This is a genomic window from Segatella cerevisiae, from assembly GCF_024054555.1.
Taxonomy (GTDB): Bacteria; Bacteroidota; Bacteroidia; order Bacteroidales; family Bacteroidaceae; genus Prevotella; species Prevotella cerevisiae.
In genome coordinates this window covers 16,079-28,679 of the sequence record NZ_JAMXLY010000023.1, presented here as the reverse complement: position 1 = coordinate 28,679, position 12,601 = coordinate 16,079, and the positions used below count along the sequence as shown (strand labels likewise).

6 protein-coding genes are annotated in these 12,601 nt (G+C 46.4%); all 6 read left to right on the top strand.

The annotated features are described in order from the left end of the window. Positions 1 to 355: 355 nt before the first annotated feature. Positions 356 to 3,493 carry a SusC/RagA family TonB-linked outer membrane protein gene (locus tag NG821_RS07310; protein ID WP_252761003.1) on the top strand — a complete coding sequence of 1,046 codons (3,138 nt, stop codon included), beginning with the start codon at positions 356 to 358 and terminating at the stop codon, positions 3,491 to 3,493. A 25-nt stretch (positions 3,494 to 3,518) separates the two neighbouring features. Beyond that, positions 3,519 to 5,246 (top strand): RagB/SusD family nutrient uptake outer membrane protein, encoded by a 1,728-nt coding sequence (locus tag NG821_RS07305; RefSeq protein ID WP_252761002.1) that lies wholly within the window; start codon positions 3,519 to 3,521, stop codon positions 5,244 to 5,246. Positions 5,247 to 5,361: 115 nt separating this feature from the next. After that, positions 5,362 to 7,083: a DUF4980 domain-containing protein gene (locus NG821_RS07300; RefSeq protein ID WP_252761019.1), complete on the top strand. Its 1,722-nt coding sequence runs from the start codon at positions 5,362 to 5,364 to the stop codon at positions 7,081 to 7,083. Between the two features lie 19 nt (positions 7,084 to 7,102). After that, positions 7,103 to 8,275 carry an MFS transporter gene (locus NG821_RS07295; protein WP_252761001.1) on the top strand — a complete coding sequence of 391 codons (1,173 nt, stop codon included), beginning with the start codon at positions 7,103 to 7,105 and terminating at the stop codon, positions 8,273 to 8,275. A gap of 5 nt (positions 8,276 to 8,280) precedes the next feature. Next, entirely contained in the window at positions 8,281 to 9,162 is an 882-nt protein-coding gene (locus tag NG821_RS07290) for a carbohydrate kinase family protein (RefSeq protein ID WP_252761000.1), read from the top strand. Between the two features lie 217 nt (positions 9,163 to 9,379). Then, complete coding sequence (locus NG821_RS07285; RefSeq protein ID WP_394802066.1) at positions 9,380 to 11,905, top strand: glycoside hydrolase family 31 protein; 2,526 nt, start codon at positions 9,380 to 9,382, stop codon at positions 11,903 to 11,905. The last annotated feature ends 696 nt before the right edge of the window (positions 11,906 to 12,601 follow it).

Genomic DNA, 12,601 nt, shown 5'->3' with positions numbered 1-12,601 from the left:
CATTACCTTATGACCTACGTGCGAATTCATATCAAGTTTGAACCATTTGCCCTCAATTTCCCTCCGTGATTTTCAGGGATGGATTATAAAATCTTTACTTGCATACAGAGATGGCACTTTTTCTGAAATTTGTCTGTCAATTAGATAACTTAAAACTTAATTAATGACCTTTTATCCTCGTTTACCCCCGTAAACAAAGGGCTGTAGCGCTTCTGTCATATTTTAGACATTTGCTTTCAAATTTGTTACATGAATCAAATTTGAAAGCAAATGTCTAATTTTTAAAAGGAACTCATCCTACTTCCAATTAACTTTGCACCATTAAAATTTAACTAACTTAAATAAAAACTTGATAATGAAAAGCCTTAAAAAATTGATGGTGAGTTTTACTCTCCTGATGGTTTGCCTTGTCGCTAATGCACAAGATATGGTTGTCCATGGTATCGTCACTTCGGCTTCGGATAAAGAGTCCATTATTGGAGCGACGGTTAAGGAAAAAAATGCACCCTCCAATGCCACTGTTACTGATTTGGATGGCAAATTCAATCTGAAAGTGAAACCGGGGGCTACACTGGTCTTCAGTTATATTGGATTCCAGTCTCTGGAAGTCAAAGCTTCGGCTGATATGAACGTGTCCATGAAGGAAGAGGTCAATGACCTTAATGAAGTTGTGGTTACCGGTTATACCACTCAGCGTAAGGCTGATTTGACTGGTGCTGTCGCTGTCGTCGATGTCAATGATGCGAAAACAGTCCCGGTTACAGACCCTATGCAGGCTTTGCAGGGAAAGGTCCCCGGCATGACGATCACAAATAGTGGTGATCCTACCAGTGACGCTGCTATTAATATTCGTGGTATCGGTACGATGAATGACAATTCTCCTCTTTATGTTATCGATGGTGTCCCGACCAAAAACAGTCTGCATTCTCTCAATGTCAATGATATTGAAAGCATACAGGTGTTGAAGGATGCTGCCTCGGCTTCTATTTATGGCTCTCGTGCCGGTAATGGTGTCATCATCATTACAACTAAAAGAGGTAAGGCCGGCAAGGTCAAGGTGGACGTGGATATGTCCTATACCGCTTCTTATTATGCCAAACACATGAAGGTTTGTGATACTGAACAATATGGTCAGGCCATGTTCCGCGCTTATACCTATAGCAATGTTGACCCGAACTCGAATGCTTTAAGTTATAATTTCAATTGGAACGGAGATTATTCCAATCCTGTCCTCAATTCCATGAGTTTCGGAAAATACGATGGTTATATTGATGCTGACAAAACGATGTTGGCTTCCAATACGGACTGGTTTGATGAGATCTCCCGCGTCGGTAGTTTGCAGAACTACAGCATATCTGTAAGCAATGGTACGGATAAAGGTTCATACCTCTTCTCTGCAGGTTACAAGGGAAATGACGGTATTATCAAGTATACTGATTATAACAGTATATCCGCTCGTATGAATTCCAGTTATAACCTTATTAATAATAAGGTGACAATTGGTGAGAATTTCACGACATCCTATTCTACTTCTGTCGGACAGAATCAACAGAACTTGGCGTTGCAGTCTTTGTCCATCATCCCTGTACACACTGTGGACGGTGAAGGCTGGGGTGGTCCTGCCAATGGTATGAATGACCGGAACAACCCTCTGCGCTTGTTGTATGACGGTAGAAACAATAGGAAAAAGACTTGGCGTATGTTCGGCGACGCATATTTGTCCGTACGCCCAATCAAGGGACTTGAACTTAAGTCTACTTTTGGAATTGACTATACCCAGTACTTCCTTCGTACGCTGACTTATAGCTATAAGAATGGTTATCTCAGCAATACGATGAACAACAGCGAACTCTATCAGGATCATGATTTGAATTGGACCTGGAGTAATACTGCTACCTATAATTTGAACTTGGGCAAACACGCGTTCAATTTCCTGCTCGGTACTGAAGCCTATAAGAAGACGGTGACTTATATCGATGATTACCGCAAGACTTATAGCGAAGAGGACACAGACTTCATGTGGCCGGATGCCGGTACTGGTGATGCTTACGCAGGTGGTAACCAGAGTGACTATACTTTGTTCTCTTATTTCGGCAAGATTGACTACAACTATGCTGACAAATACTTGGCATCATTTACTTTGCGTCGTGACGGATCCAGTAAGTTTGGTACGAATAACCGTTTCGGTACATTCCCTGCTGCTACTTTAGGCTGGCGTATCTCCAGTGAAAAATTTATCAGTGACAATAAGAATCTGAGATGGATCGATGACCTTAAGTTGAGAGCATCTTGGGGTAAAACCGGTAACCAGGAAGGAATCGATTACTATGCTCATGCAGGCAAGTGGTCTGTAGCTTATGGCTCTGCTGATCCGACATGGGATGCTCCTAATTATACTTCTTATGATATGAACGGGAATGGCAGTGGCTCTTTACCTTCCGGATATGTACAGACACAACGTGCCAATGCTAACCTGAAATGGGAGACAACGACACAGTGGAACTTCGGATTGGACTATACCTTGTTGAATAACAGTCTTTATGGCAGTTTTGATTACTATATCAAGAAGACTACAGGTATTTTGCTGAGCCCGAGTTATATCGCCGTTATCGGAGAGGGCGGATCCCAATATGTTAATGGTGCATCCATGGAGAATAAAGGTTGGGAATTTTCGTTAGGTTATCGTAAGACATTGTCTAACGGGTTCGCTTTTGACGTCACCGGCAATATCGACTCTTACCGCAATAAGGTGACCAGTGTACCCGCTAGTGTTATCAATAACTATGGTGGTAATGGCGCTGATGACAATATCATCGGACATGCCTTTAATTCCAGATACGGCTATGTTGCTGACGGCCTCTTCCGCTCTCAAGCAGAAATTGATGACTACAACAGCAAATATACTTATGCCTCCGGTTTCGTGGCTCCCGGTCTTGGCCGTATCCGTTATGCAGATGTCAACGGTGATCACGTCATTGACGAGAAAGACCAGACCTGGATTTATGATCCGACACCTGACTTCTCTTATGGTTTGAATATTGCTCTGTCTTATAAGAATTTTGACTTTACGATGTTCTGGCAGGGTGTTCAAGGCGTGGACTATTATAATGACGAGAAATTATCTACCGATTTCTATTCTGTTAGTGAAACGGGTTCTAACAAAGGTGTCAGACTGTTGGATGCCTGGAGTCCGACGAATACGAACTCGAGCATTCCGGCTTTAACTTATACTAACAATAACAATGAAGGCAGGTTCTCTACCTACTTCATAGAGAATGGCAGTTACCTCAAACTCCGTACTTTGCAATTGGGTTACACGCTTCCGAAGAATATTTTGAAGAGGTTGTTTATGGACAATTGTCGTTTCTACATCAATGCAGAGAATCTCTTGACGATTCATGCTTCGAATTTCACAGCTACTGACCCGGAGTCTTCAAGTTGGGGCTATCCAATACCAACCTCTCTGTCTGTAGGTTTGCAAGTAGGTTTTTAAATAGAACTCATTAGTATATTATCATATGAAAAAGATATTCGCATTTACACTTTTCTTAAGTGCAGCATTTTCCTTGACTTCATGTAGCGGTTCATTCCTGGATCAGGAAGCCACTTCTACTCTGACAGACGACTACGTACAACAGCAAGAGCAGATAGAAGGTCTTGTTACTTCTGCCTATGCCGGCCTTGGCAATGACCATTATACCTATCCTTTCAATCTCTGGCCTTACGGGGATGTGAGAAGTGACGATGCCAAGAAGGGTGGTCGTGATGAAACGGATTGTATCAATTACCATTTCCTGGAAATTTCTGAAGGTGTCAATTCTTCGACGGATGGGCTCGATCAACTCTGGTATCATTTGTATATTGGCATCAAACGCTGTAATGTAGCTCTTCAATCCCTGGAATTGCCTGCCAATAGCAATTATCCGAACAAGGCGGAGGAGATTGCAGAGATGAAATTCCTGCGGGCTCACTTTTATTATAAATTGAAGATCCTGTTCAAGTTCGTGCCTTGGATTACTGAGGAAGATATTGATAAGGATGATTATGCGACTGTAGGCAACCGCATCTATAGCAACGAGGATCTCTGGAAGAAGATCATCGCTGATTTTGAGGACGCTTACAATGCTTTACCTGCTACTCAGTCTCAGGTTGCCAGACCGACCAAATATGCTGCTGCGGCTTACCTGGCTAAGTGCTATTCTTGGTTGGCTTATCCTGAAGGTGATGATACAAATACCTTCACCGGTACCATCAATGCAACTTATATGCAAAAGGTACTGGATTATGCCAATATTGTCATCAATAGTGGTAAGTATGCTTTGCAACCTGATTTCGCCAGCAACTTCCTGCCGACTGCAGATGGCGGTATAGAAAACGGTGTCGAGAGTATCTGGTCTATCCAGTTCTCCAGAAATGACGGAACGAAATTCGGACGCCTCAATTGGGGAAATGCACTGAATTGGCCTCAGGGTTGTGGCGGATGTGATTTCCATAAACCTTCTCAGGATCTGGTCAATGCCTATAAAACTGTGAATGGGCTGCCTGATTTTGATCATTTCGAGGACAAGGATTACGACTATACGACAAAGAACAGTGAGGTTGACCCCCGTCTCTATCATACTGTTGCCATGCCGGGCTATCCTTACAAATATGATACGGACACGATTTACAAGAAGAGTTGGATCCGTAACGAGGCAGTGTATGGTGATTACGCATCTCTGAAGGAGTGCTGCTCTCCTAATAGTACGGAATACATCAAGATCGATCCTTTCTATGCTACGACTATCGATCAGATTGAATTGAGGTTCGCTGATATCCTTTTGCTGAAGGCTGAAGCTGAGATAGAACTGAACAGTAATATCCCGGATGCCATGTCCATCATTAACCAGATCCGTACACGTGCCGGTAACTCTCAGAGTATGTCTTTGATTAAAGGTTGGGCTACTAACTGCAAGATCTCTACTTATCCTACAACCGGAGTCAGTCAGGACTATGCCCGTACTGCTCTCAGATGGGAACGTCGACTGGAGTTTGCAATGGAAGGTCAGAGATTCTTCGACTTGGTTCGTTGGGGTATCGCAAAATCCACATTGAATAATTTCTATAAGCACGAGGTTAAGATCTCTCCTTATTATAGCAATGCAAAATTTGATACGGACCACGATGAATACTGTCCAATACCTTACAACCAGATTTATTATGCCGGAGGTGTCGATGGCGTCTATAAGCAGAATCCTGGTTATTGAAAATGAAGAGATAGGCTCAGCCTATCTCTTTGATTTAAGAGGGGTCGGAAGGAATTTAAATTTACTTTAAATATTTTTCTATCTGTTTTAATAAAAATTAAAGACCTAAATGAGTATGAAGTATCTGAAAATATGTATATTTACAGCATTGCTGACTTTCGGATGTCTGTCAGCTGATGCACAGGCCATTAAAGTGCAGCAGTTGAGTGACAATCACGCAATGCTTCGGGTAGAGACGAACAGCCGTTATCTGCTCCTTCCCGTTGAGGAAAAGGAGGACAACGCCCGGGTTCGGATCCTGAAAGACGGTCACCTTCTTCAGACGCTCAATTGCCGTCTGGCGATTGACAAAATGGATTATTATGTTCCGCTGGAATTGACAAAATCCGAAGGGAATGACATCTTACTGGATATTTCTTTTACGGGCAACCGCAGGTTTACCGGTTCCCTAAAAGATTTTGCCTGTTGGAAATTGATGAAAGACTCGGACGCTTTCAATACCGCCAACCGTGAAAAATTCCGCCCGTCTTATCATCATACGCCCTTATGGGGATGGATGAATGATCCTAACGGTATGTTCTACAAGGATGGCGAGTGGCACCTTTATTACCAGTATAATCCTTATGGTTCACAGTGGGAAAACATGACCTGGGGACATTCCGTCAGCACTGACCTCGTACATTGGAAGCACTTGCCCAATGCCATAGTACCGGATGATCTGGGGACGATATTCAGCGGCTCCTGCGTTGTGGATTCTGCCAATACCGCAGGTTTCGGGAGAGGGACAGTGATTGCCTTTTATACTTCCAACGGTGAGAATCAGGTCCAGAGCATGGCCTATAGTACGGACAACGGCCGTACGTTTACGAAATATTCCGGGAATCCGATTATTACATCTGATGTGCCTGATTTCCGTGACCCTCATGTCTTCTGGAACCATGAAGCGAAGATGTGGAACATGATCCTTGCTGCTGGCCAGGAAATGCGCATTTATTCTTCAGGGAATCTGAAAGACTGGACCTTCGAGAGTAGTTTCGGACAGGGTTACGGCAGTCATGCCGGCGTTTGGGAATGTCCTGACCTGATGGAACTGCCAGTGAGTGGTACCAATCAGCGGAAATGGCTTCTGATCTGCAATATCAATCCCGGAGGACCAGCAGGCGGTTCTGCCACCCAGTACTTCGTGGGACAGTTTGACGGTCATAAATTTACCTGTGAGTCAAAGCCCGAAACGAAGAAATGGCTGGACTACGGAAAAGACCATTATGCCACGGTGACTTTCAATGATGCGCCTGAGGGCCGTCATGTAGCGCTGGCATGGATGAGCAACTGGCAGTATGGCAATCAGGTTCCGACCATGCAATACCGTTCCGCCAACTCTGTACCCCGTGATCTGGGACTGTATGAATACCAGGGGGAAACCTACGCCAGTGTTTCACCTTCCAAAGAACTATTGGGGCTTCGGGGGAAAAAGATCAGTCATCCTACTTCAGTTTGTGAGATTACGGCTAAGGTGAAAGGCAACTGTGTCCTGACATTGAAGAATGGCAAGGGGGAATATGTCCAACTCGCCTATGATGCCAAGAACAGAACATTCTCTATGGACCGGCGAAAGAGTGGGGACACTTCTTTCAGTGAGGCTTTTCCGACGAAGACCACCGCTCCCGTGAACGGCAGGATCAGTCAACTCCGGATATTCATCGACCATTCCAGCATAGAGGCTTTTGACGCTGACGGGAAGATGGCCATGACCAATCTGGTCTTCCCGACAGTTCCCTATGATAAACTGGTCGTAAAGGGGAAGGCGACAACGAGAATCTTTTCACTGGGTAAATAATTTTTTAGAAATATAGATTATGAGTAAATATAAAAAGACCACTCTTGTTCCTATCATGTTGTGCTTTTTTGCCATGGGTTTCGTCGACCTCGTGGGAATAGCATCCAATTATGTAAAGGCTGACTTGAACCTGACGGACAAGGTCGCCAATATCTTCCCGTCCCTGGTTTTCTTCTGGTTCCTGATCTTCTCCGTGCCTACAGGGGTGCTGATGAATAAGATAGGGCGGAAGAAAACGGTGTTGCTGTCTTTGGGTGTGACGATACTGTCACTGCTGTTGCCTATTTTCGGGGACAATTTCATTATCATGCTGGTGTCATTCTCTTTGTTGGGCATCGGCAATGCGATCATGCAGACCTCCCTCAATCCTCTGGTCTCTTCATTGATTGCAGGCAATAACCTGGCTTCGACGCTTACGTTCGGACAGTTTGTCAAAGCCATAGCCTCGTTCCTTGCCCCGTATCTGGCTATGTGGGGAGCAACTGCGGTCATCCCGGTTCTCGGTCTCGGCTGGAGGGTGCTGTTCCTGATCTATTTCATCGTGAGTGTCATTGCGACTGTCCTGTTGGCAGCTACTTCTATAGAAAATGATGTCAAGGACAGTAATGAGTTCACTTCTGTCGGACATCAGTTCAAGGCTTGCTTCAAACTTCTCGGCACACCGATCGTCTTACTGTCGTTCATCGGCATCATGTGCCATGTAGGAATAGACGTGGGTACGAATACGATGGCACCGAAGCTGCTCATCGAGCGTTTGGGGATGACCCTTAACGAAGCAGCCTTTGCAACGTCCCTGTATTTCATCTTCAGGACGATAGGATGCCTCACGGGTTCTTTCTTCCTTCGGGTGATGAACCACAGGGCATTCTTTATTATCAGTGTCACCATGATCGTCCTGTCAATGGTGGGCATGTTCGCGGGTACCACCAAGACCGTTCTGTATATCGCCATCGCATTGGTAGGCTACGGCAATTCAAACGTTTTCTCTATGGTCTATACTCAGGCACTCCTCTCTGTTCCCGACAAGAAGAATGAGGTCAGCGGACTGATGATCATGGGACTCTTCGGGGGTACTGTATTCCCGCTCATTATGGGATTTGCAAGTGATGCTGTCGGACAGGCAGGGGCTGTAGCTGTCATGGCAGCCGGAGCTGTCTATTTAATCACTTATATCGGAAAAGTAAAATATTAATTAAAATGAATCAGAAGGTAGTAGGTATTGGAGAAGCATTGTGGGATGTTTTCCCAGAAGGAAAGAAATTGGGGGGTGCTCCGGCAAATTTTGCCTTTCATGCCTCTCAGTTCGGGCTGGATGCATTGGCAGTCAGTGCTGTCGGTGAAGATTCCCTCGGCAGAGAAACATTGGATGAGTTTGACCAGAAAGGGCTTCATTACGTGATGCCGCGGGTGGATTTCCCTACGGGCACAGTCCAGGTTACAGTGGATGAGATGGGAGTTCCATCCTATGATATCAAGACTGATGTGGCTTGGGATAATATTCCTTTTACAGATGAGATTAAAGCTGTCGCCAAGCAGTGCCGCGCCGTGTGCTTCGGTTCTCTGGCACAGCGCAATTCGATCTCCCGGCAAACGATTAGAAAATTCGTGGAGATGATGCCGAAAGACAGTTTGAAGATCTTTGATGTCAACCTGCGGCAGAATTTCTACTCCAAGGAGATTATCTGTGATTCTTTGAAAATCTGCAATGTATTGAAGATCAACGATGAAGAACTGATTACCCTGGGGCGTATCTTCGGCTATTCCGGATTGGACATAGAGAACAAGTGCTGGCTCATTTTAGGGAAGTACGATTTGAATATGTTGGTCCTGACCTGTGGGGTCAATGGCAGTTATGTGTTTACTCACGGATCAATGTCCTTCCAGAAGACTCCTCAGGTGAAGGTGGCTGATACGGTAGGTGCAGGTGACTCATTTACAGGGAGTTTCTGTGCTGCCATACTCAGGGGTATGTCAGTGCCTGAGGCTCATCAATTGGCAGTTGACGTGAGTGCCTACGTCTGCACTCAAGATGGGGCAATGCCTCCTTTGCCTAAGAAATTTACAGACAGAGTTGACTGATGGATGGATTGGTCTAAAATAGAGTTCATTGCCGTTATACTTCGCTTGGATCTGAATCCGAGTGATAAGTAATGGACTGATAGCGCCGGTAGAATATTAGAAATTATTCTTCCGGCGCAATTTATTTATAGACTCTTAGTGATTTTTTCGATAAATTCCATTATCTTTGCAAAAAGACAAGAGTTTCTGCAACTAACCAATTATAAAACTATACTCGATGAAAAAAACACTATGTACATGTCTTATTATGCTACTTTCTGTCGGGAGTGCATTGGCACAGGCCGTGTCCAATGTCGCTTATAAGGACAACTCTGTCAGGTTTACGGTCATCTCTGACGGAACGCTCCGGATGGAATATTCGCCTGACGGGAAATTTACGGACAACCGTTCGTTCGTAGCCGTCAACCGGCAGTATCCCCACGTGAACTATAAAATTAAGGCGGACAACAGGAAAGTGGTCATCCAAACAGACAAACTGGTACTGACTTACAAGAGGAACAGTGGAAAGTTCACCCCTTCCAATTTGTCTGTGGTATCGGCAAGGAAGTTCTTCAAGTTTTCATGGCGCCCGGGAATGCAGCAGAAGGGCAACCTGATGGGGACATACCGGACCCTGGACGGCTGTGACGGCGACTACTATTCCTATGAAAAGAAGAAACTGCAACTGGAGAAGGGGCTTCTGGCCACTGACGGCTGGACGCTGATAGACGATTCCCGGAATTTCCTGTTTGACAATTCCGAATGGCCCTGGGTGGAGAAGCGCAGCAGCGATGGCGGCCAGGACTGGTATTTTATGGCCTACGGCCATAACTACAAGTCGGCTCTGAAGGACTTCACGCTTTTCTCCGGCAAGGTGCCCATGCCCCCCAAGTATGCCTTCGGCTACTGGTGGTCGCGCTATTGGAGTTATTCGGATGACGAACTCCGGGACGTCATCGACAAGTTCAAGGCCTATGATATCCCCCTGGATGTCCTGGTCATCGACATGGACTGGCACTATACGGAGAAGGGCAAGGGCAGTTGGACCGGCTGGACCTGGAACCGGCGGCTGTTCCCCGATCCCCCGAAACTCCTCAATTACCTGCACGACGACCAACTGGACGTCACCCTGAACCTGCACCCTGCGGAAGGTGTCGCTCCCTATGAGGAACAGTACCCTGCAGTCGCCCGTGACATGGGCGTCGACCCTGCCTCCAGGCAGACGATTCCCTGGGTGGCTTCGGACAAGAAACTGATGACGACGGTCTTCAAGGACATCCTCGACCCGATGCACCGCCAGGGCGTGAGCTTCTGGTGGCTGGACTGGCAGCAGTGGCCTTACGACAAGAAGGTGGACAGCCTGAGCAATACGTGGTGGTTGAACTATGTGTTCTTCACCCACATGCAGCGTGAGGGCGAGGACCGCCCGATGCTCTACCACCGCTGGGGCGGACTCGGCAACCACCGCTATCAGATCGGTTTCTCCGGCGATACGAAGATCTCCTGGAACTCGCTCGACTACCAGCCTTATTTCAATTCCACGGCGTCGAATGTCCTTTACGGCTACTGGAGCCATGACATAGGCGGGCACATGGGCGCAGACCATATCAATCCCGAGTTGTTCGCGCGCTGGATGCAGTTCGGCGCGGTCAGTGCGGTCATGCGTACGCATACGACGAAGAATGCGGGCCTGCGCAAGGAACCGTGGGTGTTCAACGACACGATCTTCAATGTCCTGCGCAATACGATACTGCAGCGCTATACGATGAATCCCTATATCTATACGATGGCTCGGAACACCTATGATACGGGTGTGTCGCTTTGCCGCCCGATGTATTACGACTATCCCGAGAATAAGGAGGCTTATTCCTTCAGGGACGAATACATGTTCGGTGACGACATGCTGATAGCACCTGTCACCAAACCGATGAAGGACGGCTATGCTGAACAGAAGGTATGGTTGCCTGCCGGCAATGACTGGTATGAGTGGGAGACGGGTACGCTGCTGAAAGGCGGCCAGACGGTGACCCGGTATTTCAAGATCGACGAATACCCGATCTACATCAAGGCGGGTTCCATCCTTCCGTTCCTGGGCCGTGTGAAGAACCTGAAGGGTACGGATGATGACATCTATGTCAATATCTTCCCCGGTGCTGACAAGGGTTCTTTCTCACTGTATGAGGATAACGGCAATGACAAGGACTATGCGACGAACTATGCCCGCACGCCCCTGAGCTACCGCTATGACGGCAACCGGCTCACGGTGACTGTCGGTGCCCGTAAGGGACAGTACAAGGATATGCCTTCGGAGAGGCAGTTCTATGTGTGCGTCAACTGCAAGGGTGTCCCTTCAAGCGTCACCTGCGGCGGAGAGAAAGCGGACTATTCTTACGACGGAAACAGCCTGAAGCTGACGGTGAAGGTTCCGGTCACTTCCTGTTCGTCAGAGAAGCAGGTAGTTATCACCTATCCTGCAGGTGCTGTTCCTGACCTGAACGGCTTTATCGGTACTTCCAGGAGACTCCGCGATGCAGTGGTAGGCTTGAAATACAAGGATGCCGGGATTGTCCTGAATGAAGAACTGGGTACGATGGCCTCTACGGGACGGAGCATTACCTACTATCCTGAGAAGTTCAGTGCTCTCGTTCAGGCATTCAATGACCATCTGAAGAATCTGCCTGCTATCCTGAAGGAGCAGAAACTGAATGATGCCAATAGCCAGTGGTTCCTTCATGAAGTGCTGGGTCCTGATGCCGGTAAATAGTAGTCATTGATTAACTTTGAAAGAAGTCCGGACTTTTTAAAAGTCCGGACTTCTTTTTTATTATAGGTTGAACCTGTTTTTTATAGGTGCAAAGAATAAAAGACTAAGCATCCTGCTGTAATTTGTAGTGTACCACCACTTGCCGGTAAGGTTCTTAACAATCACCACCGGCTCCTTAGCAGTTCTGTTGCAGGGATAGATCAGGAACAAACCGAAAACAAATCCGTTCCCTCCTGTTCCCTCCTGCTCCCTCCTGTTCCCTCCTCGTTCCCTGTACGTTCCCTCCTCGTTCCCTTTTTGAGCTTTTGGTGGACAAACCGGTTATGTTAATCTGTTGAAGCGGTTTATTAGGGTGTAAGGACGTACGTTATTAGGGTCTCATGTCGTACGTATTGACAGTGTCAGGACGTACGTGAACAGAACCTCATAAAGTGCATCAACAGAATCCCTAAAAACTCATCAACGGCAGCTCATGATACGGATGAACAGAATCCCATAAAGTGGTCAACAAAATGTATAGTCGTGTATCAACGAAATGAATGGATAAGTGCCAAAGCAATGAATGGACGTGCATCTTCAGATGCGATGACGGGCACCGACAGAAACGGACTGAACTTATTCAGAGAAAGATTCGTCGAGGTTACATGATTTATTAGGAATTATAAAAGTCTGTAAAAGAGAATGGTATGCCGAACA

Coding starts and splice junctions, on each gene's coding strand:
- NG821_RS07310 (WP_252761003.1), top strand. CDS start 356: ATGAAAAGCCTTAAAAAATTGATGGTGAGTTTTACTCTCCTGATGGTT.
- NG821_RS07305 (WP_252761002.1), top strand. CDS start 3,519: ATGAAAAAGATATTCGCATTTACACTTTTCTTAAGTGCAGCATTTTCC.
- NG821_RS07300 (WP_252761019.1), top strand. CDS start 5,362: ATGAAGTATCTGAAAATATGTATATTTACAGCATTGCTGACTTTCGGA.
- NG821_RS07295 (WP_252761001.1), top strand. CDS start 7,103: ATGAGTAAATATAAAAAGACCACTCTTGTTCCTATCATGTTGTGCTTT.
- NG821_RS07290 (WP_252761000.1), top strand. CDS start 8,281: ATGAATCAGAAGGTAGTAGGTATTGGAGAAGCATTGTGGGATGTTTTC.
- NG821_RS07285 (WP_394802066.1), top strand. CDS start 9,380: ATGAAAAAAACACTATGTACATGTCTTATTATGCTACTTTCTGTCGGG.